The organism is Streptomyces rhizosphaerihabitans (genome assembly GCF_025399795.1).
Lineage (GTDB): Bacteria > Actinomycetota > Actinomycetes > Streptomycetales > Streptomycetaceae > Streptomyces > Streptomyces rhizosphaerihabitans.
Map to the genome: position 1 here is coordinate 1 of NZ_JAODTZ010000089.1, position 21,690 is coordinate 21,690.

Here is a 21,690-nt window from a genome sequence, read left to right on the forward strand (position 1 = left end):
GTACCCATCAAGGCACAGCCGGACAATTCCGCGAGCGGAGTCCCGACCGCGACCGCCGCGAGACTCTTGTCCACCGGAAGGGACTCTCCGGTCAGCACCGATTCGTCGCACTCCAAACCGGTGACCGCGATCAGCCGCAGGTCCGCCGGCACGATGTCACCCAGACGCAGTTCCACCACATCACCGGGGACCAGTGCCGTGACATCGACGAGCATGGCCTTGCCGTCACGCAAGGCCACGGTCTGATGGCGGATCTGGGAGTGCAGCGCCTCGGCCGCCCTTTCGGCCCGGTATTCGTTGACGAATCCCAGTCCCACCGACGCACTCACGATCAGCCCGATGATCACCGCGTCGCTTCGCTCTCCCACCAGGAAAGACACGACGGCGGCCGCCGCCAGCAGTCCGAGCAACGGTGAGCGGAGCTGATGCCACAGGACAGGGAACACCCGGGCACGGTGGGTAGCCACAGCATTGGGGCCGAACTTTGCCTGGCGTCGCAGAACCTCCGCGCCGCCCAGGCCTTCCCCAGCGGCGACGTCGAGCGTACGAAGGACATCATCCGCCGGAAGAACCGCAGCGGACATCACCCCCTGTGCGGGCATGGGCGGTTGCGCCGAAGTAATGACACTCACCTTGCTCGGCCTCCGGAGTCGGGGGAACGGTCCTGCGGGCACGGGCTGGTTCGGTGATCTCGGCGCAGTTGCTCGGTCATACGCATCGCGGCCCCGGGGCTCGCTGACTCCTCCACTGCCAAGTCGACGGTGAACCGGGTCGAATCCGATCATCGGTCAACACCCCCCGACACCGTGGAGCCTCATCTCCTCACCGCTCTTCGCGAGACTGCGCGGATGTGCGCAGGTGAGGGGGTCCCTTGTCACCCTCGCATCGTCGGGCGGTGGGGAGCAGGGGCGGTTCGACCCTTGTCGGGGACGTTCGGCCCATGCTGTCCGACTGGAGAGCAGAAGAGCGGCCCGATCCCCCCGAAAAATGCAAGGCTTCCGGGAGCGTCCGCCTTCCGGCAGCTTTGACTCGATCCGACACCTCAGTGCCTGACAGGCACACGGTCGTCCGCGTGCGCCGATCGGGACGGCGCGGCCGTCGGTGCCCTGTGTACGTGACGGCGCAGTAGCCGGACGGCGAGCGCGTCGAGCGTCGCCGTGGCGACGAACGTAACGCCCATGGCAACAACGAGGAGTACCGCGAACATCGTCCAGAACTCCGGCGTGAGACTCGTACCCACTGTTCTCACTCCCTCCGAGTCGTCGTTGTTCCCTTGCACCTCCAGTCAACTCCGCAGGGAATCAGGGCACATGAGCCATGAGGAACGAACTGGGGCAGGAAAGGCCCTTGCGCCGCCAGGCCTGCGCGTGACATGAGCTGCGGCACCCTCGGGTTGGACAGCCACCCTGAGGGTTCTCGGTGCCGCGTCTGGCCGCGCCTCACTCGCCGACCTGCGTTCTCGGGCAAGAAGGGATACAAGTGAGGAAGGAGTCGACGCGCCGGAACGACCCGTACGCCGCGCCGCGGGTTCACCTGTGCCCTGCGGGCCCCGAGCCCGGGGGCAGGATGGGCGATGAATGAACATGGAGAACGCTGGTCCCCTCGGAAACGGCCAGCTTCCGGATCCGGTCACCGCGGCGACGGCAGTCGTGGACGCGCGAGGGATTGTGACGGGGTGGAGCACCGGTGCCCAGCAGTTTCTGGGGTACCTGTCCGAGGACGTCGTCGGGCGTCCGGCGGTCGGCCTGCTCGGCCGGAATGCCGACGCCCCTGTGGATCTCTCGTCAGCCGACGGAGGATGGCGGGGGACGCCCCCTCTGCGACACCGGGACGGCCATGACGTGGAAGCCGAGCTCCGGGCGTACGCGTCACTCGACCGCGATGGGAGCACACAGTGGCTCATCGTCGCCACGCCGCCGCGGCAGCCGTCTCCGCGTCCGGCGCCACCGCTGTATGAGGCCGAGGCGACGACAGAGGAAGCCTTCGCGCAGTGCCACCTGCCTGTGATGATCTACGACGCCGAGTTGCGGGCCCTGCGCGGAAGTGCCGGAGCGGTCCGCGCGCTGGGCCTCTCGGAGCAGCAGATACGCGGCCGACGTGTGACCGACATCCTCCCTCCCCACATCTGCACCAAGGTCGAAGAGGGGATGCGCAGAGTTTTCGAGACGGGGAAGCCGGAGCATTTCGAAGTACGTGGCCGACCACGTCCCGAAGCCCATGGACGCCACTGGGCTGTCACCGTGTCCCCTGTCAGGAACCCGGCTGGGGAAATACGCCATGTTCAGCTCATAGCGCTCGACGTCACCGAACAGCACCGGGCGCGAGAGCGGCTGGCCCTGCTCAACGACGTCAGCGCACAAGTAGGCAGCACTCTTGACGTCACGCGCACGGCACAGGAAATGGCCGACATAGCGGTGGGCCCACTCGCCGACTTCATCAGCATCGACCTGCTGGACTCACTGCTGCGCGGCTTCGAGCCGATGCCCTCCGACGAGGCTTCCATCGGTCTGCGCCGCGTGGCGCAGCAGTCCGTCCTGCCCGGTGTGCCCGAGTCGCTGATCCAACCTGGAGACGTGGACTACTACCCGGCGTCCTCACCTCCCGTCCGCTGCCTGCTCACAGGCCATTCATCATTGCACCGCACCCTTGACGAAGCCGTCGGTAGCTGGCAGATGGCAGACCCGGGGCGTGCCGAGAAGGTCCGCGTTTTCGGAATGCATTCGATCATGGTCGTCCCGCTGCGCGCCCGAGCAATCACGCTCGGGGTGGCCGTGCTCGTGCGCCACCGGCGCCGGCATCCCTTTGACGACGACGATCTGCTGCTCGCGCAGGAGATCGCGGCTCGCACGGCCGTCGCCGTGGACAATGCCCGCCGATTCACCCGCGAGCGGACCACTGCCCTGACTCTGCAGCAGAGCCTGCTGCCACAGCGGGTAGCCGCCCAGGATGCCGTCGAGGTGGCTCACCGCTACCTGCCGGCCCGCTCCCGGGCCGGGCTGGGCGGCGACTGGTTCGACGTCATCCCTCTGTCAGGCGCCCGCGTCGCCCTGGTCGTCGGTGACGTCGTCGGCCACGGTCTGCGCGCCTCAGCCACCATGGGACGGCTGCGGACCGCAGTACGCACGCTGGCCGACGTCGACCTTCCTCCCGAGGAACTCCTCGTCCACCTCGATGACCTGGTCACCCACCTCCGAACCGAGGAGGGCACAGCCTCGGATCCGGGAGGCGACATGGTCACCGATCTCATCGCAACCTGTCTGTACCTGGTGTACGACCCTGTCTCGCGTCGCTGCACGGCCGCAACGGCGGGTCACCCCCCACCCGCCATGGTGACGCCTGACGGCACGGCCGAATTCATCGAACTGTCTGCCGGACCGCCGCTGGGGACGGGCGGGCTCCCCTTCGAAGCCGTCGAATGGGAATTGCCCCGAGGCAGCCTCCTGGCGCTGTACACAGACGGCCTCATCGAAGTCCCAGAACACGACCTCGACAAGGGCATGGCGCTCTTGCTCCACCGCCTGGAGCAGCCCGCGCACTAACTGGACGCCACCTGCGACGACATTATCCAGACGATGCTCCCTGCTCAGCCATCGGACGATGTCGCCCTCCTGCTGGCACGTACCCGGTCCCTCGACTCGAGCCAGGTCGCCACCTGGGATCTGCCCTCCGATCCAGCGGCAGTAGCCGGCGCGCGGAGCGAGGTCGCCCAGCGACTGTCGGACTGGGGACTGGACGAGGTCACCTTCACGGCCGAGTTGATCGTGAGCGAACTGGTCACCAACGCGATCCGCTATGGCGGCCCTCCCGTCCAGTTGCGCCTGATCCGGGGCGCCGCGCTCATCTGCGAGGTGTCCGACAGCAGCAGCACCGCTCCGCACATGCGCCGGGCCCGCATGTTCGACGAAGGCGGGCGCGGCCTGATGATGGTCGCCCAGCTGGCCGAGCGTTGGGGAACGCGCCACCTGCCCGGAGGGAAAACGATCTGGGCAGAGATGAGTACTCCGAACGAGCAAGCGTAAGGTCGGTGAGCGGCGAAACGGGCCCCCTCCTCGCAATCCCTTCCTGAACGACCTGAACGCTGACAACGGTCACACCGCGCATCTCTGCTCAGCGTGAGCCAGGCAAGGCGACCCATCCGGTCAAGTCACTGACCGGTGATACCAAACGTCTCGAAGCAGTACGTCTGGTCAGTCACCGGAGCGGTGACGCTCACCGTAGGGGACCACCACGGGGCAGTGCGCGTGGTGCAGTACAGCGTGAACGACGCGTCCCAACGGTGTCCCGAGCCTATGAACCGGCCGACGGGCACCGACCACAACCAGGTCCGCATGAGCGGACGCGTCGACGAGAGCGCCGGCCGGGGAGTGGGTTCGCACCAGCTCACTGGTCACCGTCAGGTCCAGAAATTCGTCCCGCACGGGCGCTGTAAGGCGGGCGATGGAACTCGCCTGTTCCTCAGCGACCTCAGGGAGGTCGTCGAGCAACGGCACCATGCTCCCGGCGTACTGGTAGTAGGTGTAGGCGCTCAGGACGCGCAGTGAGGCCTTGTGCGCCGAGGCAGCGGCGTCCCGGCTGACTTTGGAGGTGACTCGGATCCCAGAAGCCTGGTCCTCCGCGAGCGCAGCCACACGTTCCACGGTCTCCACACCAGCGTCGTACACCCGCCGGACCACAGATTCAGGGACCCCGCGCACCAGCGCACGCTGGTGGCGGCAGGACCGATCCAGACCTCACAGAGTCATCATGTACGGCAGCCGAGCATCGTCAGCGACGTCATGACCCACACGGTCGCCGCCGTAGGCAGGCCCCCTCCCCGAGTGCACCTCGTCGCCTGACAACGCCCGTCCGGTCGCATGCTCCGTGCGGTCGGCTACCCCGGGAGCTCCGTGCGTTCCCACCACTCGTAGACGGGCAACTGGCCCTTCTCGGTCTCCTGCTGACGCGTCGTGGCCCGGAAGTGCTCGTACCCTCCACGGAACGGCACTTTGATGTCGAGGTCGGGCGCCGGAACCGAAACGATCCGCTCAGGAAGATCGTCAGGGCCACCCTCAAGAACTGCTTTTGTCGCGTCGGTCATGACCAGATCTTCTCTGCCCATGCCGGAGCGCACCCCCGCGACGCGCCGAGGGGCGCTCCGGCCGTTCCCGTGGCGGGCGGCGTTGGCCGACTTCCCGCCGTGGGACCGGTTTTCACCTCGACCAGGGTCGATCCGCCCTGGTGGAACGGGAAGGCACCTGATGTGCTGGTAGCGGCGGGAAGGACCCCTTGGAGACGCGGGGAAGCGGCCGGCAGCCGCGCACCGCGCAATTCGGATCCGCGAGAAGCGGGTGGCGCCCTTCCCGTCCAGCCATGCCGTGGCCGGGTCCCCGATGCCGCGAGCCTCGGCGATCCGGTACAGGACGATTCGATTCCCAGCCCGCTTCCGCTGCCTCACCGATCGGGCGCGAGACCAGGGCGTGCGCGCGTTCCCGTTGACCTGGCATCCGTGCACGGCCTTCGCGATGTCCTTGAAGGCGGCTCCGGCGCGAGGGCTGACGACCCGCTTCGCCATCACATCGGTCACGAAGGCCGGAGTGCCGCTCATGGCGTCCTCCGAAGGCTCGGCTGCCGTCACGAGACACCTTCAGCCTGAGACCTCAGGGCCGTCCGCGTCATGGGACGAGCAGGCCCGAAACGTACCTCTTTGGTCCCCGTGCTGGATTCCCTGCCCCTGGGCGCTCTTTACTTCACCGGCAGTGGAACCTGCCAGTCGACCAAGGCGCCACCGGTGCCGGAAGCGGCGACCTCCAGGCGCCCGCCGAGCTGCTCGGCCCGCTCGGCCATGTTGCGCAGTCCGCTGCGGCGGCCGTCCGCCGGAATGCCCACCCCGTCGTCGGAGACCTTCAGACGCACCTCACGGCCGTCGGTCGTCAGCACCACGTCGGCCCGGCCGGCGTGGGCGTGCCGGGCGATATTGGCCAAAGCCTCGATGAGCACGGCCACGACATGGTCGGCGATCTCGCGCGGGACGTCGGTGTCGAGCAGACCCTCCATACGCACGCCGGGCGCGAAGCCCAGCCCCTGCCTGGCCTCGCCGGCCGCCTTGGCGACCTTGGCCCGCAGTCCGCTCCCGGTCGCGTCGTTCTCACGGGCCCGAAGGCCGAAGATGGCGGACCTGATGATCTTGATGGTCTCGTCCAGGTCGTCCACGGCCCGCAGCACCCGCTCGGAGGCCTCGGGGTGGGTGATGAACCGGCCCGCGCTCTGCAGTGTCATTCCGGTGGCGAACAGCCGTTGGATGGCCAGGTCGTGCAGGTCACGGGCGATCCGGTCGCGGTCTTGGAGCACGGCGATCCGCTCGGCGTCCAGACGCCGTTCGGCCAGTTCCATGGCGATCGCGGCCTGCACGGCGAATCCCTGCAGCATCGCGGTCTCCGTGCCGGAGAAGACCGGTCGGCCGGTCTCGCGGGCCAGCAGCACCACTCCTCGTACATCACCCGCGCCGGTGCCGATCGGGACGCCCACTGCTGGGCCCAGCCCCTGGAAGCGCGGCGGTTCGGGGGAAATCCGCTCATCCTGGGTGACGTCGTCACTGCTGACGGGGACAGCGGTGGAGAACGCCAGTCCCACCAGGGTCTCCTTCAGCGGCAGCACCAGGCCCCGGTGCGCCCCCGCGTCCAATCCGACGGCAATCTCCACACTGAGCGACCTGCCGCCCTCCACGGGCATCGCGACCGCCGCCAAGGCCGAGCAGGAAATGTCCCTGGCGTGTTCGGCAATCAGGTTCAACGCCTCGGCGCGTCCGCTGCCGGACATCAGGCTGTGACTGATCTCCGCGTTCGCCTTCAGCCAGCGCTCGCGAAGCCGGGAGTCCTCGTACAGGCGGGCATTGTCGATCGCCACGCCGGCTGCCACGGCCAGCGTGGACAGCAACGACTCGTCCTCCTCGTCGAACGGCGCCCCGCCGCGCTTCTCGGTCAGATACAGGTTGCCGAAGACCTCGTCGCGTGCGCGGATCGGAACGCCCAGGAAGCTGTTCATCGGCGGATGGCCGGCCGGAAAGCCGTAGGACGCCGAGTGCTGCGAGAGCTTCTCCAGACGCAGGGGTTCCGGGTGGCGGATCAGCTCGCCGAGAATGCCGCACCCCTCCGGGAGGGAGCCGATGTCGGAGATCTGTTGCTCACTGACGCCGACGGTGTGGAACGCCGACAGGCTCATGCCGTCGGATCCGATCACACCGAGCGCCGCGTACTTGGCGTCGACCAGCGTCGCGGCCGCCTCGACGATCGAGCGCAGGGCCTGTTCCAGGTCCAGTTCCCGGCCGACGGCCAGGACCGCTTCGAGCAGGCTCTGTACCCGGTCACGTGTGCTCCGGGCCGCGTCCAGCCTGGCCTGCAGCTCCTCCAACAGCTCGTCCAGCTTCAGCTGCGGCAGCAGTCCGCGGAGCTCGTCCGGGGTTCCCACGCTGCTCCTCCCGGCCTCTCGGTGTGTCCCGGTCGGCGTGCAGGCCCGCACGCAAGGGGACGTAATCACGGTAGCCCTCCCCGAGTGGGGCCGGTAAGCCGAAGAACCGGCCCTACCTGTGACCTGTGACCGGTGACCGGTGTCCGGCTCCACGCGCCAGGGCCGGAAGTCCCGGGAAAGGGCTGGACGGCCCCTGCCACCGCCTGACGCCGGGGACGATCGTGAAAGTGGTACCCCCGCACGACATCGCAGCAAGAGAGAAGGCGGTGGAGACAATGACTCTCCCCCTCGTCGTGGGCGTCGACGGATCGGACGGCAGCCTCCTGGCCATCGACTGGGCGGTGGACGAGGCCACCCGCAACGGGCTTCCGCTGCGGCTGGTCCACGCCTCGCTGTGGGAGCGGTACGAGGGAGCGTTGCCGACGATGAGCCGGGAGCGCACCTCCGAGAAAGTACTGGCGGAGCACATCGTCGCTTCGGCGGCGGAACGCGTCCACCGGTACAACCCCGATATCAAGGTCTCCACGGAAGCGGTGGCCGCCGAGGCGGTGTCCGCCCTCTTGGACGAAGGAACGCATGCCGCCGCCCTGATCACCGGTTCAAGAGGCCGCGGAGAGCTGAAGGGGACGTTGCTCGGCTCGGTGGGCCTGGCGGTCGCGGCCCGCGCATCCTGCCCGGTCATCGTGGTCAGGGGTGACAAGGCCGCTCTGGCCGGCTCGCACGGGCGCGTCCTGCTCGGTGCCGGAGACCCCGAGACGAGCCGCGATGCCGTCCGGTTCGCGTTCCGGGAGGCCGAGGCACGCGGGTGTGAGCTGGACGTCGTCCGCGCCTGGCGCTGCCCCGCACGCGAGACGGCCGACGACCGGGCGTCGGCCGAGGATCCGGCGCATCAGCATGAGCAGCAGGCCTCCGCCCTGCTCGACGCCCTTGTCGCCGACGCGGCGGCGGAGCATCCCGCTGTGCGTCTGCGCAGGACAGCGGTCGAAGGATCGGCCCGCAAGGTGCTCGTCAGTCGCTCGGCCGCCGCCGATCTGGTGGTTCTCGGAGCGCGGCGCAGGTCCGGTCGCTTCGGTCTCCAGCTCGGCCGGGTGTCCCACACCCTCCTGCACCACAGCGCCTGCCCGGTGGCCGTCGTACCGCGGGCAGTCTGATCCGTCGCCCGCCGAGGGCGCCCACCGCTGAAGACCCGCAACCCGGTCGTGTTCGCCTTTCATCCCTCCGTCCAGCGCTCCAGCGCCCAAGCGGCCCGCATCTTCCGCGGCGCGGCGGTCGCCGTGGGCGCGCCCAGGACTGCGTGCAATGGATCGAAGCCCCGTCCGTGGAGACGACCGGCGCCCTGATGCGGCAGCCGGGTGTCTCGCTGATCCTCGCCACCGGCGACAACGCGATGGTCAGGGCCGCCTGTTCGGCCGGCAAACCTGCCCTCGGGGTAGGCGCCGGGATCCCCGCCCACATTGACGAACAGCAGGCCGAGGGCAAGGACGTCGACTCCGCCGACATGCGGCACAAGTGTTGTCAGTCCGAGTCGAGTGCGGCGTGCGACAAGCCGGCGCCCCAGATCGCCCGAGGGCACCCCCTCGGTGGTGTGGTTACAAGTTGAGTCCTTAGGGCATCCGCTCGGCTGGTGGGACCAGATCCGCGGTCGACAGATCACGAGCTCCTTGCACTCAACGGCCTTCGCCTGGCGTTGGGTTACGGCCGACCGGCCCCGCGGCGGTACCTGGTCGGCCCATGTCCCGGCGCCCTCCTGGCTGTCACCGTCGAACGTGTAACCACGACGACGAGGAGGTGCAGACCGATGGCCCGGGGAGAACACACGAGGAAGTGGCTCTGGCGGTGGAAGAAGAATCCACTGCGGCGACGCGACGACGTCGTGGAAGCCTGGATCGTGCTGGCCGTGTGGGGGATCGTCGCCCTGGGCGGCACCGCCGCCGGGCTGGTGACGGCCCTCGCCGGGGACGCGGTGTTCACTCGGCAGCGAGCCGAGCGACAGCCCGTCGGAGCCGTGCTCCTGAACGACGCACCACGCACCGTCACCGCGTTGGGCACGACCACCGACCACAGGCCGGCCTCGGTGCGCTGGACGACACCCGGCGGTTACGCCCGCACAGGCCGGACCCAGGTGAGCACCGGCCTCAAGGCCGGAGCCGAGATCACCGTCTGGCAGGACCGACAAGGCCGGCTCGCCCTCGCTCCGCCCAGTTCCTCGGCGGCAGCCGTCGAGTCCGGCTTCCTTGGTACCACCGCGGCCCTCGCCCTCGCAGGCATCGTCTTCGGCGCCGGCGCTGTGGTCCGGCACCGATTGGACAGGCGTCGTATCGACGGATGGGCCGACGAATGGGACCTGGTGGGACCACGTTGGAGTCACAGAACAGGCTGAACACGCAACGCGTTCGAAGCTCCAGGTCACACAGCGGCCTGGAGCTTTCTACGTGCTCGGAGGATTGACCGCCCCGACGTCCTCGCCGATCGCAACGCCCGTATCAGACCGGGCGGCACGCGAGCAATCCGTGTGCAGTCGACTGACTCGGGGCCAGTTGTGGTGCCTGATGCCATGTCGGCGCCGCATGCCCGCTTCTAAGGTGCCGCAACGCCTCAGCGCGCCCGGCGCCCAGCGATGCGCGACGGTCGAGAGCACGCCGGGCACTCGATGAAGGAGCCGCCGATGCAACGTTCCTCAGCCCAAGTTCGCCTCCGGAGCCGATGGGGCCGCGCCCTGCCCCGTCTCCTCACCGTCGTCGCCCTCGTCCTGGGCGCCGCGCTGACCGGTCCCGCCCCCGCCCACGCCGCCGTCGCACTCACCCGCGTCGGCGACTTCGGTTCCAATCCCGGCGCGTTGACCATGTACGTGTACCGGCCGGCCGGCCTGCCCGCGAACCCGCCCGTGGTCGTCGCGCTGCACGGGTGCACCCAGAGCGCCCAGGTCTACGCGGACAATTCCGGGCTGCCCCGACTCGCGGACCGGGACAAGTTCCTGCTCGTGCTCGCGGAGACCACCTCCTCGAACAACCTCAACAAGTGCTTCAACTGGTTCCAGCCGAGCGACAACCGGCGCGATCAGGGGGAAGCCCTCTCCATCAGGCAGATGGTGAGCAACGCCGTCTCCACGTACGGAGCCGACTCCCGGCGCGTCTACGTCACCGGCCTGTCCGCGGGCGGCGCCATGACCGCGGTCATGCTCGCCACCTACCCCGACGTCTTCTCCGCGGGCGCCGTCGTCGCCGGGCTCCCCTACAACTGCACCAAGGACAACAGCCCCTACGTGTGCATGAACCCGGGGGTCGACCTGAGCCCGGGCGACTGGGCCCAGCGGGTGCGCGACGCATACCCGTCGTACACCGGCCCGTGGCCGCGCACGGCCATCTGGTACGGCGACCAGGACACGACGGTCGCACCGCTCGATGCCGGTGAACTGCGCGACCAGTGGACGGCGTTGCACGGGCTGTCCCAGACCCCCACGCGCACCACCACCATCGGGCCCGACTCCACCCGGCACGACGAGTACCTGGCCGCGGACGGCACGGTCGCCGTCGAGGTCGACCGGGTTCCCGGCATCGGTCACGGCACCCCGGTCGACCCGGGTACCGGCCCGGAGCAGTGCGGCGGCACGGACGCCCCGTACTTCCTGGGTTCGATCTGCTCCAGCCACTGGATCGCCGCGTTCTTCGGCCTCGACGGCTCCGGGACCGGAACGGGCCCCCTACCCGCGCCGACCGGGCTGGCGGCGACGGGAGCCACCGACACGACCATCGGCCTGAGCTGGAACGCCGTCAGCGGCGCCACCGACTACGTCGTGCGCCGCGACGGCACCCCGGTCGGAACACCGAACGGCACGTCGTACACGGACACCGGGCTGCAGGCAGGCACATCGCACACCTACGCGGTCGCCGCCCGGGACGCCGGCGGCACGGCGGGATCCGGCTCGGGGACGATCACCGCGACCACCACCGGCGGCACCGCCGTCTGCTGGACGGGCAGCAACTACAGCCACGTCCAGGCGGGACGGGCCACCACGAGCGGTGGCTACACCTATGCCAAGGGCTCCAGCCAGAACATGGGCCTGTACAACACCTTCGTCACGCACACCCTGAGGGAGGCACCCACCGGCTACTACACCGTCGCCGACGGCGGCTGCCCCTGACAGGGCCCACACATCCCTGGTCCGGCGAGGTGACAGGCCCACCATGGTGGCCGACGACCCCATCGGGGCCGCCACCATGGTGGACCAGCACATGTTCCGAGCCGTCTCCACGCCCCTAGCCTCCGGTGCATCCACCATTCACCACGTGCCCCGGAGGCATCGGATGCCCTCACCCCGTACGACCGTCGCCCCGCCCCGCGGACGACGGCCCAGATGGCGCGTCGCTCTCGGAGCACTGTCCCTCGCCGCCGCCTGTTCGACCGTCCCCGCGCCGGCCGCGGCGGCACCCGCCGTCGGCGGGGCAGCGGGCGGGCACTGCGCCGCACCTGATCTGCCACCGCGGGTGCCGGGCGCGGAGTTCCAGCGGGCCGACTGTCTGGACGAGTTGACCACCGCCGGGACCGTGGCCTCGGGCCACACCGACCCGGCCGACTACGCGGGCCTCACCCCCAAGGGCCTGCCCACACCCAGCGGAGTGCCCGGGATCCAGATCGACGGCTACTTCCCCGACACCTCCACCACCGACACCAACCACGGCTGGAACCACGACGCGCAGTTCGTCATCCGCCTTCCCGACCACTGGAACGGCGGACTGGTCGTCGCCGGGACACCGGGCAACCGCGAGCAGTACGCCAACGACCGCGCGATCTCCGACTGGGTGATCTCCCGCGGTTACACCTACGCCGCCACCGACAAGGGCAACACCGGGCTCGCCTTCCACCGCGACGGCCGCCGGCCCGGTGACGCCATCGCCGAGTGGAACATGCGCGTCACCCAGCTCACCCGGGCCGCCCGCTCCGTTGTCAGGCAGCGATACCACCGGCTCCCGGTCCGCACGATCGCCACCGGCATCTCCAACGGCGGCTACCTGGTCCGCTGGCAGCTGGAGAACCATCCCGAGCTGTTCGACGGAGGAGTCGACTGGGAGGGCACGCTGTGGCGCTCCGACGGCCCCAGCCTGCTCACCTTCCTGCCGCCCGCGCTGCGCGAGTACCCCGTGTACGCGGCCGGGGGTGCCGGTGCCGAACAAGCCCAGAAGGCCCTGCACGCCGCGGGCTATCCAGCCGGCTCGGAGTTCCTGTGGCCGTACCACCACCAGGTGTACTGGGATCTGACCCAGCGCATCTATCGCGAGGAACTGGACCCCGGTTACGACGGTGCGACCGAGGCGGGAACCCCGTACTGCGCCTCCGGCACCCCGGGCTGCGACGCCGACTACGACTACGCCGCCCGGCCGGGAGCGGTCCACCGTGCCGTCGACCGCATCGCGCTGACCGGACGCATCGGCAAGCCGCTCATCACCCTCCAGGGCACACTCGACGTGCTGCTGCCGATCAGCCAGGACTCCGACGTCTACACCCGCATGGTGCGTGAGGCCGGGCGGGGCGGGCTGCTGCGCTACTACCGCATCGAGGACGGGACGCACACCGACTCCCTCGTCGACACCTTTCCCGACAAGCTCCGCCCGATGGTCCCCTGCCACCGCTCCGCCTTCACCGCGCTCGAACGATGGCTGGCCGGCGAGGGCCGACCTCCCGCGGGCCACACCGTCCCGCGCCCGGCCGGAGCGGACCAGACGACGCTACTGACCAGCTGCCCGCTCGAACAGGGCGTGTCAGTAGGCGGACAGACCGTGATCCCTGAAGCGTTGGCGGACCCGGTCGATCATGGCAGGGTCGGGAACGGGGTTGTCCCGTAGCGGGAACGGGATCCCGAGAGCGTCGTACTTCTCCGCGCCGAGCTTGTGGAAAGGCAGTACGTCGACCCTGTCGACCGTGCCGAGATTCGCGACGAACCGGGCCAGGGAGTCGACCGATTGCGGATCGTCGGTCCAGCCGGGGACCAGTACGTAGCGGATCCACATGGGGACGCCGAGGCGGTCGAGGCGCTCGGCGAAGTTCAGGGTGGGTTCGAGCCGGCCGCCGGTCAGCTCACGATAGGTGTCGGTGTCGAAGGACTTGATGTCGAGCAGCACCAGGTCGGTGTCGGCGAGGAGTTGGTCGGTGGCGCGAGCACCGAGGAAGCCGGAGGTGTCCAGGGCGGTGTGCAGTCCGGCCTCCTTGCAGCGGCGCAGCACCTCTCCGGTGAAGGCGGGCTGGAGGAGGGGTTCTCCACCGGTGATCGTCACTCCGCCGCCTGCGGTGGTGATGAACGGCCGGTATTTCTCGATCTCCGCCATCACCTCGTCGACGGTGGCCTCCTTCCCGTCCCGCATGTGCCAGGTGTCGGGGTTGGCGCAGTAGAGGCAGCGCAGTGGGCAGCCGTTGACGAAGAGGACGAACCGGGTTCCGGGACCGTCCACGCCGGTGGACAGGTCAAAGGAGTGGATCCGGCCCGTCGTCATCGTCCTCACAGTGTTCCGTGGAAGGTGCGGCTGATCACGTCGAGCTGCTGTTCGCGGGTCAGTCGGACGAAGTTGACGGCGTAGCCGGAGACCCGGATGGTCAACTCCGGGTACTTGTCCGGGTGTTCCATCGCGTCCTCCAGGGTGGCCCGGTCCAGGACGTTGACGTTCATGTGGAAGCCGCCGGAGGCCATGTACGCGTCGAGGATGCCGACCAGATGGCCGCCGCGTTCGCCGGGCACGTGTCCCAGGCCCTCCGGGGTGATCGTCGTGGTCAGCGAGATGCCGTCGCGGGCGTGCTCGTAGGGGAGTTTGGCGACGGAGAGCGCGGAGGCGGCCACCCCGTGCCGGTCGCGGCCGTTCATCGGGTTGGCGCCGGGGGCGAAGGGCTGTCCGGCGCGGCGGCCGTCGGGTGTGTTGCCGGTGTGCTTGCCGTAGACGACGTTCGAGGTGATCGTCAGGACCGACTGGGTGTGTTCGGCATCCCGGTAGGTGGGGTGTTCGCGCAGCTTCGTCATGAAGGTGTCCACCAGGCCGACGGCGATGGTGTCCGCCCGGTCGTCGTTGTTCCCGTACGCCGGGTAGTCGCCCTCGATCTCGTAGTCCACGGCCAGCCCGGTCTCGTCGCGGATCACCTTGACCCGGGCGTACTTGACGGCGGACAGGCTGTCGGTGGCGACGGAGAGGCCGGCGATGCCGCAGGCCATGAACCGGTGCACGGGGTGGTCGTGGAGCGCCATCTCGATGCGTTCGTAGGCGTATTTGTCGTGCATGTAGTGGATGACGTTGAGCGCGCCGACGTAGGTCTCCGCCAGCCAGTCCAGCATCCCGTCGTACACCTTCGACAGTTCCTCGTACTCCAGGTACTCGCCGGTCAGGGGCGCCGTCTCGGGGGCGATCCGCTCGCCGCTGATCTCGTCCCGGCCGCCGTTGATCGCGTACAGGAGGGCCTTGGCGAGGTTGACCCGGGCGCCGAAGAACTGCATCTGCCGGCCGACGGCCATCGCCGAGACACAGCAGGCGATGGCGGTGTCGTCGCCGGTGCGGGGGCGCATCAGTTCGTCGGACTCGTACTGGACGGCGCTGGTGTCGATGGAGACCTGGGCGCAGAACTCCTTGAAGCCGGACGGTAGTTGCGGCGACCAGAGCACGGTGAGGTTGGGCTCGGGGGCCGGTCCCAGGTTGTAGAGGGTCTGCAGGAAGCGGAAGGAGGTGCGGGTGACGAGCGTGCGGTCGTCCGCGCCGATGCCGCCGATCGATTCCGTGACCCAGGTCGGGTCGCCGGAGAACAGGGCGTCGTACTCGGGGGTGCGCAGGAACCGTACGATACGCAGCTTGATCACGAAGTCGTCGATCAGTTCCTGGGCGAGGGTCTCGTCGAGGACGCCCGCGGCCAGGTCGCGCTGGAGATACACGTCCAGGAAGGTCGAGGTGCGGCCCAGCGACATCGCCGCGCCGTTCTGTTCCTTCACGGCGGCGAGATAGCCGAGGTAGAGCCACTGCACGGCCTCGTGGGCGGTGCGGGCCGGGCGGGAGACGTCGCAGCCGTAGGTCGCGGCCATGCGGGTCAGCTCGTCCAACGCCCTGATCTGCTCGGCGAGTTCCTCGCGGTCGCGGATGATGTGCTCGGCCGACGGCGCCGCGTCGAGTTCGGCGCGCTCCGCGCGCTTGGCGGCGATGAGCCGGTCCGTGCCGTACAGCGCGACCCGCCGGTAGTCGCCGATGATCCGGCCGCGGCCGTACGCGTCGGGCAGACCCGTGATGATGCCGGCCTTGCGGGCGGCGCGCATCGCGGGGGTGTACGCGTCGAAGACGCCGTCGTTGTGGGTCTTGCGGTAGGTCCCGAAGACGCGGGTGACGAACGGGTCGGGCTGGTAGCCGTACGCCTTCAGGCTGTTCTCGACCATGCGCAGGCCGCCGTTGGGCATGATGGCGCGCTTGAGCGGCGCGTCGGTCTGCAGGCCGACGATCAACTCCCGCTCACGGTCGATGTATCCGGGCGCGTGCGAGGTGATCGTCGACGGGGTCTCGGTGTCGACGTCGAGGATTCCCCGCCGCCGCTCCTGCGGGAACAGCGCGCTGACCGTGTCCCAGACGGCCCGGGTGCGCTCGGTCGGGCCGGTCAGGAAGGCCGCGTCTCCTTCGTAGGGCGTGTAGTTGGCCTGGATGAAGTCGCGGACGTCGATGCGCTCGCGCCACGCCGTCCCGGCGAAGCCCTGCCATGCCTCGCTCGTCCGGCCCCCAGCCGTCATCGTTGTGGTCATCGCCGGTCTCCCCTCACGCTGCTCGGAATGTCCTGCACTGTCGATACTTGTCGTTCGGGGTGACCGGGACGAGGGCCGGACAGTACCGGGCGGAACGCCGAACGCCCTCGTCCGAGGGCCGTTCGGCCCACCCCACGATCGCGGAGGTCAGGAATACCGCTCCAGCCCGTACTGCGTGCGGCCGCCGACGAGTTCCCGGCCGGTGACCAGTTCGGACGCGATGCGAATGAAGACGTCGTGGGGCGAGGCCACCCAGGAACGAGGTCCTGTTCGGGTCAGGCGATCGTGCTCGGCGGGATCGTTCACCACCAGGGCGCGCCCCGTCACGACGACGCTCCAGCCGGAGTGCGCGGCCGCGTCCATCGCGTCGGCCTCGAACGCCACCACCACTCCGTCGATGGAGCGGGCCAGTTCCGAGTCCGCCGACGTCCGTAGAACGACGGCGGAATCGGCGTCGAGACAGAAATTGACGGGCAGGACCGCGGGCAGGGCGTCGCGCGTGTGGACGACCCTGCCGATGGGCGCGTCACCGAGCCGGTCCAGGCATTCCTGCCGGCCGAGTTCACGAAAGCCGTCGTTGGGATTCATCAGCGGAGTCAACTCTCACGCGTACAGCGCTTCGGTCACAAGCGACGCTTCCACCTGTGGCGGGACAACAATCGAGGCCAAGGCTCATCGGCCTTGCCGGTCTCCGGAGAACGGAGAAGGTCATTCCTTCCTGCGGTCTGCGCGCGGTGCCTGGATCACCGCACCGCGATCCGGCGTCCGCTGATCCGGTCCGGTTCGACGCGTAGCCACAGGTCGCGCCCTTCGCAGCCGGCCCAGGGACGGCTGTGGGCGAGAGCGTCCAGCCGACGTCTGACGTCCGGTGCGGTCACGGCCCGGACGCTGCCCTGGACGAGCACGCTCCAGCCCTGGCTGAGAGCCTCGTCGACGTGATCGACCTGGAAAGCGATGTTCGATCCGACCGCTGCCGCGATCGTCGAACCCGGCGCGGTCCTGAAAGCGATCGTGCCGTCGATGACGCTGTAGTTGACGGGAAGGATGACAAGGCCGCCGTCAGCAGCGGTGGCGAGCCTTCCGACGCCGTGCGTCGACAACCGCGCAAGACAGTCCTCGGGGCCGAGCTCGATCAGTTCGGAGTGGTCGGCCGCCTGGCCGAGGCCGGGCGGCAGGCCCGATTCGCCGCCGTGCAGGGCGGCGACGCTCGTGTCGAGGGCGTCCGCGAGCCGGATCAGGACGCTGGTTCCGGGTCTCGCCGTGGACTGCTCCTCCAGGTACTGGAGGTAACCGGCGGCCGTGCCCGCACGGACGGCCGCGTCTTCCCTGGTCAGGCCGAGTTCCTCGCGCCGCGCGGCGATACGCCGCCCGATGTCGCCCGGTGCCGCCGCGGCCGAAGCCGCCGTGCGGACCGTCGGCCGGGGTGTCTCCCTGATGTCTGCTGTCGCGGCCGGCGGTGCCCCGGGTGTGCCCTCGCCCTGCGGTGTCGCGCTGAACGTGACCCTTCGTGTCTGTTCGGACATTGCCTTCGCTTCCTTCCGTCAGGGCGTCCTGACCGTCAAGGCATCGTGTTGCGGCTCGCCGAGGACCACCTTGAGCGCGCCCGTGTCGGCGGCCCGGGCGAAGACGTCGTACGCCTCCTCCATGTGGTCGAGCGGGAAGGTGTGGGTGATGAGGGAGGCCGCCGGGAGCCTGCCCGCGGCCATCATGCGCAGCAGCGTGGGGGTGGAGTGGGTGTCGACCAGGCCGGTGGTGATCGTCACGTTCTTGATCCACAGGCTTTCGAGGTGCAGGGTCGCGGGCTTGCCGTGCACTCCGACGTTGGCGACGTGTCCGCCGGGCCGCACCATGCGCGTGCACATCTCGAAGCTCTCCGGGACACCGACCGCCTCGACGACGACGTCGGCTCCGAGCCCGTCGGTGAGGTCGGAGACGAGCTGCTCGGCCTCCTCGCCCGCCGTGGCGACAGCGTCGGCACCGAGACGCTTGGCGGCGTCGAGACGGGCCGGAGCGAGGTCCACGGCAATGATCTTCTCGGGCGAGAAGAGGCGCGCCGTCGCGATCGCGGCGAGCCCGACGGGCCCCGCTCCTACGACAACGACGGTGTCTCCGGGGCGTACCCGCCCGTTGAGCACGCCGACCTCGTAGGCGGTGGGGAAGATGTCTGCCAGCAGGACCGCGTCCTTGCTGTCCACGGCCCCTGGCAGGAGATGTGTGGACAGGTCGGCGTGCGGGACGCGGACGTATTCGGCCTGTGTGCCGTTGATCAGGTGGCCGAGGATCCAGCCACCGTCGGCACGGCACTGGCCGTATGCGCCCTCCCGGCAGAAGCGGCAACGGCCGCACGCCGTGATGCAGGAGACCAGGACACGATCGCCCGGCCGGACCGTACGCACGTCGCTGCCGACTTCGACGATCTCACCGACGGCCTCGTGGCCGAGGACCGTGCCAGGGGTCACCTCCGGCACGTCACCCTTGAGAATGTGCAAGTCGGTGCCGCAGATGGTGACGGTGTCGACCCGGACAATGGCGTCGGTGGCCTCCTGGATACCGGGATCCGCCACGCTCTCCCAAGCGGACTTTCCCGGGCCGTGGAACACGAGTGCCTTCATGACGATCCCTTCACGTCGTGACGTGACCTGGTAGCTCCAGCCTGACCGGGACGGATCCTTCGCGCATGGGCCGGTCGGTCCCCACCGCGGGACCGGGCGGCCCCTGCCACCACTCGCGCGCGCCGCGTTCCCCTTGCACTGTTGAGGTAGAGCGAGGAGGAGCGGCGCCATGCGCACAGCACAGGGTGCGAGGCAGCGGGGTCGGCACTCGCGGAGAAGTCCGCCGCGCCGCCGTGACGACGTCTTCGAGGCGTGCACGGTCCTGATCGTCCGAACGGTCATGGCGCTCGGCGGCACCCTCGCCGACCTGGTGACGGCGCCGCCCACACGTCCTTCGTCCGGCTGTGTCCCGACCGCCACGCCATCCCGGCCGGCCGCGGCGGGCTCCTCCCGGCCGACCATGCCCTCGTGGAATCCGGACACAGACCGATCGACCGTGGTGATCTGGATGATCGCGGAGAGGCTGTTCACCGCGACGCCGCCGAGGGCGCTGCGACTGCCGAAGCGAGCCTGCTGGGCATCGGCACCGCTGTGGCCCTCGACGGCGTGGTCTTCGGAGCCGGCGGCCTGGCGCGGTGGCGGCTCGACCAGCGGCGCTCCAACCGGTGGAGGGGTCCGAGTGGCAGCGGCTCCGACCGCAGTGGGGACACAAGGCGCCCTGACCCGAAGCTCACTCAAGGCAAAGGAGTTGATCCCATGACGATCCCGACGACCTTCCCAGACCGTCCCGTGAGGGTGACCGCCCATCTCGACGCGCCGTTGTCACGGTGGCTGTGGCTGGTGAAATGGCTCCTCGCCGTACCGCACTACGTGGTGCTGTTCTTTCTCTGGATCGCCTTCACCGTGGTGAGTGTGATCGCGTTCTTTGCCATTCTCTTCACCGAGCGCTATCCCCGCGCCCTCTTCGACTTCAACGTCGGTGTGCTGCGCTGGAGTTGGCGAGTCGCCTATTACTCGTACGGCGCCCTCGGCACTGACCGGTACCCACCGTTCAGTCTCGGTGAGGAGCCGGACTACCCGGCACGGCTCGACATCGCCTACCCGGAGCGGCTCTCCCGCGGTCTGGTGCTGGTGAAGTGGTGGCTTCTGGCGATTCCGCAGTACATCGTCGTCGGCTTCTTCGTCGGCGGCTACGACGCCGGCTTGTGGGGTGGCGGTCTCCTCGCCGTGCTGACGCTCATCGCCGGAGTCCTCCTCGCGTTCACCGAGAAATATCCGAAGGACCTGTACGACCTGATCATGGGCCTCAATCGATGGGTGCTGCGCGTAGCCGCGTACTCCGCCTTGATGACCGATGTCTATCCACCGTTCCGACTGGACATGGGCGGCTCAGAGGAGAGCCGGACACAGACGGGGCCGCAGGACCACCGCTGACCAGCGCCCGGCACGGGTGCCGGAGGGCGAGCAGGGCGCTCTTGGGCCGGGCCGCGCTCAGCACGAGGGGTCCCGGGGTCGAGTTCCCCGGGGCCCCTCGTGGCAGGTCCCGGCCCCGATACTCAGTCGTGCACTCAGTCGTGCGGGACCACCGCGACCGGGGCGGCGGAGTGATGCAGTACCGCCTGGGTCACCGGGCCGATGTGAGCGCCGACCGGACTCTGCCGGTTTCGGCGACCGATCACGACCAGGTCCGCGTTTCGTGATGCGTCCACGAGGTGGGGGCCCGCACCGCCCACCACGGCCTGCTCATGGACCGGGACGCAGGGGAACTTCTCACGCCAGGGATGCAGTACGTCGGTCAGGCGCTGCTGCGCCTCGAGGAGCAATTCCGCGTCGGCCGCCGGATCCGTGGATCCGCTGTAGCCGTAGTAGGGCGGCACGCTCCCACCGTGGACGACGCGCAGGTCCGCCACCCTGCGGGCCGCCGCCTGGAAGGCGAATTCGATCACGGAGGCGTCCGAGTGCTCCAGGTCGAGGCCGAGCACCACGTCGCGGGTTCCATGCACGTCCTCGGAACCTTCTGCCGCGCGTACGAGGACGATCGGAATCCGGCTCCGGGCCACCACGGCCTGCGCGACGGAACCTGTCAGGAAACCGGCGACTCCGCTCAGCCCCCTGGACCCGAGGACCAGCAGTTCGGCGTCCTCAGCCATGGCCAGGAGCACGGTGACAGGCTGCTCGGCGATGCGCTCGGCGCTGACCGACAGGCCCGGATGGATGGCAGCCAGCTGGGCCGCGGTCTCGTGCGGCAGACGTTCGGCCCACGCGCGCTGCGGATCGTCCTCCGGCGAGGGAACTGAGACGCCGGCCAGCGGGGCGTATATGTAAGGGTGCCACTGCCAGGCGTGCACGACACGCAGGTGCGCGTCCGTGCGCAGGGCCTCACGAGCCGCCCAATCGGCCGCTGCGAGACTCTCGGGCGAACCGTCCAGACCGACGACGATGATGTGGGACATGTGCTGGCCTCCTTGAGGGATACGTGATCAGTTTTGCGTTCGCACGGCTGTGGGAGGAGGGGCCGCTGGTCCTCGAAGGGGACCGACCAGCCCCATGCGGAAGGGGACTTCACGACCCCGTCGACACGGTCCAGCCAGGGCGGTTCCGGGGATCCGTCGATCCCCGCTGCGACCGGTCGAAGCATGATCCACACCTCCGGCGTCGTGCGCTCGGCGGAGATTCCACGGACCGTGCGGCGGTCGTCGCCCACGGAATCCTTTCTCCCGCCGAGCCTGGTACGGGGGCGAGGCCCGCGCGCAGGGGCCGGGCAGTGCCTTCCGCCGACCCGATCGGCCCCAGCCGATGCCATGCGGCCCGCAGCGGGGGCCGGGTGGCCCATGGCGGCGGGCGGGACCGGGGCTGAGATTTGGGGGTGGAAGGATCGCGCGCCAGGAAGAGGCAGGATCATGAACACTTCCACCACGTCCACCATGCTGCGAGCGCTGCCCGTCG

15 protein-coding genes and 2 pseudogenes are annotated in these 21,690 nt (G+C 69.3%); 7 read left to right on the forward strand and 10 right to left on the reverse strand.

Annotated elements, in window-relative coordinates; all coding sequences use genetic code 11:
- The coding region (locus N4G66_RS42840; protein ID WP_261709742.1) for a P-type ATPase at positions 1-632 on the reverse strand (632 nt) is incomplete at its 3' end.
- A 945-nt stretch (positions 633-1,577) separates the two neighbouring features.
- Between N4G66_RS42840 and N4G66_RS42845 the strand changes: the two are divergent.
- A pseudogene (locus N4G66_RS42845) lies at positions 1,578-4,019 on the forward strand (SpoIIE family protein phosphatase).
- 168 nt (positions 4,020-4,187) lie between these two features.
- Here the strand turns inward: N4G66_RS42845 and N4G66_RS42850 are convergent.
- The 3 genes from N4G66_RS42850 to N4G66_RS42860 form a co-directional block, all read right to left on the reverse strand.
- Positions 4,188-4,637: a universal stress protein gene (locus tag N4G66_RS42850; protein WP_261709743.1), complete on the reverse strand. Its 450-nt coding sequence runs from the start codon at positions 4,635-4,637 to the stop codon at positions 4,188-4,190.
- Between the two features lie 233 nt (positions 4,638-4,870).
- Positions 4,871-5,077, reverse strand: coding sequence for a DUF5988 family protein (locus tag N4G66_RS42855; RefSeq protein WP_261709744.1), 207 nt, complete (start codon positions 5,075-5,077; stop codon positions 4,871-4,873).
- A gap of 644 nt (positions 5,078-5,721) precedes the next feature.
- Positions 5,722-7,443, reverse strand: coding sequence for a sensor histidine kinase (locus tag N4G66_RS42860; protein WP_261709745.1), 1,722 nt, complete (start codon positions 7,441-7,443; stop codon positions 5,722-5,724).
- A gap of 275 nt (positions 7,444-7,718) precedes the next feature.
- On the opposite strand from N4G66_RS42860, the gene N4G66_RS42865 reads away from it, so the two are divergent.
- The 5 genes and pseudogenes from N4G66_RS42865 (at position 7,719) to N4G66_RS42885 (ending at position 13,283) form a co-directional block, all read left to right on the forward strand.
- Positions 7,719-8,594 (forward strand): universal stress protein, encoded by an 876-nt coding sequence (locus N4G66_RS42865; protein ID WP_261709746.1) that lies wholly within the window; start codon positions 7,719-7,721, stop codon positions 8,592-8,594.
- Between the two features lie 27 nt (positions 8,595-8,621).
- Positions 8,622-8,899: pseudogene (locus N4G66_RS42870) on the forward strand (bifunctional acetaldehyde-CoA/alcohol dehydrogenase); the annotation flags it as partial.
- A gap of 342 nt (positions 8,900-9,241) precedes the next feature.
- Positions 9,242-9,823 (forward strand): Rv1733c family protein, encoded by a 582-nt coding sequence (locus N4G66_RS42875; protein WP_261709747.1) that lies wholly within the window; start codon positions 9,242-9,244, stop codon positions 9,821-9,823.
- Between the two features lie 285 nt (positions 9,824-10,108).
- Positions 10,109-11,584 carry an extracellular catalytic domain type 1 short-chain-length polyhydroxyalkanoate depolymerase gene (locus tag N4G66_RS42880; protein ID WP_261709748.1) on the forward strand — a complete coding sequence of 492 codons (1,476 nt, stop codon included), beginning with the start codon at positions 10,109-10,111 and terminating at the stop codon, positions 11,582-11,584.
- A gap of 163 nt (positions 11,585-11,747) precedes the next feature.
- Entirely contained in the window at positions 11,748-13,283 is a 1,536-nt protein-coding gene (locus N4G66_RS42885) for a 3-hydroxybutyrate oligomer hydrolase family protein (RefSeq protein ID WP_261709756.1), read from the forward strand.
- Here the strand turns inward: N4G66_RS42885 and pflA are convergent.
- The 5 genes from pflA to N4G66_RS42910 form a co-directional block, all read right to left on the reverse strand.
- Complete coding sequence (gene pflA / locus N4G66_RS42890) at positions 13,200-13,928, reverse strand: pyruvate formate-lyase-activating protein (RefSeq protein ID WP_261709749.1); 729 nt, start codon at positions 13,926-13,928, stop codon at positions 13,200-13,202. The two genes, N4G66_RS42885 and pflA, sit on opposite strands and share 84 nt — an antisense overlap.
- A gap of 5 nt (positions 13,929-13,933) precedes the next feature.
- Positions 13,934-16,192: a formate C-acetyltransferase gene (pflB, locus tag N4G66_RS42895; protein ID WP_261709750.1), complete on the reverse strand. Its 2,259-nt coding sequence runs from the start codon at positions 16,190-16,192 to the stop codon at positions 13,934-13,936.
- A 147-nt stretch (positions 16,193-16,339) separates the two neighbouring features.
- Positions 16,340-16,780 carry a pyridoxamine 5'-phosphate oxidase family protein gene (locus N4G66_RS42900; RefSeq protein ID WP_261709751.1) on the reverse strand — a complete coding sequence of 147 codons (441 nt, stop codon included), beginning with the start codon at positions 16,778-16,780 and terminating at the stop codon, positions 16,340-16,342.
- A 155-nt stretch (positions 16,781-16,935) separates the two neighbouring features.
- On the reverse strand, positions 16,936-17,715 hold the full coding sequence (locus tag N4G66_RS42905) for a helix-turn-helix domain-containing protein (RefSeq protein WP_261709752.1): 780 nt from the start codon (positions 17,713-17,715) through the stop codon (positions 16,936-16,938).
- 18 nt (positions 17,716-17,733) lie between these two features.
- Positions 17,734-18,804, reverse strand: a complete 1,071-nt coding sequence (locus tag N4G66_RS42910; protein WP_261709753.1) for a zinc-dependent alcohol dehydrogenase family protein — start codon at positions 18,802-18,804, stop codon at positions 17,734-17,736.
- 696 nt (positions 18,805-19,500) lie between these two features.
- Here N4G66_RS42910 and N4G66_RS42915 point away from each other — a divergent pair.
- On the forward strand, positions 19,501-20,178 hold the full coding sequence (locus N4G66_RS42915; RefSeq protein WP_261709754.1) for a DUF4389 domain-containing protein: 678 nt from the start codon (positions 19,501-19,503) through the stop codon (positions 20,176-20,178).
- Between the two features lie 134 nt (positions 20,179-20,312).
- On the opposite strand, the gene N4G66_RS42920 is transcribed toward N4G66_RS42915, so the two are convergent.
- Complete coding sequence (locus N4G66_RS42920; protein ID WP_261709755.1) at positions 20,313-21,197, reverse strand: universal stress protein; 885 nt, start codon at positions 21,195-21,197, stop codon at positions 20,313-20,315.
- Positions 21,198-21,690 lie beyond the last annotated feature (493 nt).

Excerpts from the sequence above, each read along its gene's own strand:
- N4G66_RS42865 (WP_261709746.1), top strand. The coding sequence starts at position 7,719 with ATGACTCTCCCCCTCGTCGTGGGCGTCGACGGATCGGACGGCAGCCTC.
- pflB (WP_261709750.1), bottom strand. The coding sequence starts at position 16,192 with ATGACCACAACGATGACGGCTGGGGGCCGGACGAGCGAGGCATGGCAG.
- N4G66_RS42905 (WP_261709752.1), bottom strand. The coding sequence starts at position 17,715 with ATGTCCGAACAGACACGAAGGGTCACGTTCAGCGCGACACCGCAGGGC.
- N4G66_RS42875 (WP_261709747.1), top strand. The coding sequence starts at position 9,242 with ATGGCCCGGGGAGAACACACGAGGAAGTGGCTCTGGCGGTGGAAGAAG.
- pflA (WP_261709749.1), bottom strand. The coding sequence starts at position 13,928 with ATGACGACGGGCCGGATCCACTCCTTTGACCTGTCCACCGGCGTGGAC.
- N4G66_RS42910 (WP_261709753.1), bottom strand. The coding sequence starts at position 18,804 with ATGAAGGCACTCGTGTTCCACGGCCCGGGAAAGTCCGCTTGGGAGAGC.
- N4G66_RS42900 (WP_261709751.1), bottom strand. The coding sequence starts at position 16,780 with ATGAATCCCAACGACGGCTTTCGTGAACTCGGCCGGCAGGAATGCCTG.
- N4G66_RS42915 (WP_261709754.1), top strand. The coding sequence starts at position 19,501 with ATGACGATCCCGACGACCTTCCCAGACCGTCCCGTGAGGGTGACCGCC.
- N4G66_RS42880 (WP_261709748.1), top strand. The coding sequence starts at position 10,109 with ATGCAACGTTCCTCAGCCCAAGTTCGCCTCCGGAGCCGATGGGGCCGC.
- N4G66_RS42855 (WP_261709744.1), bottom strand. The coding sequence starts at position 5,077 with ATGACCGACGCGACAAAAGCAGTTCTTGAGGGTGGCCCTGACGATCTT.
- N4G66_RS42885 (WP_261709756.1), top strand. The coding sequence starts at position 11,748 with ATGCCCTCACCCCGTACGACCGTCGCCCCGCCCCGCGGACGACGGCCC.
- N4G66_RS42920 (WP_261709755.1), bottom strand. The coding sequence starts at position 21,197 with ATGTCCCACATCATCGTCGTCGGTCTGGACGGTTCGCCCGAGAGTCTC.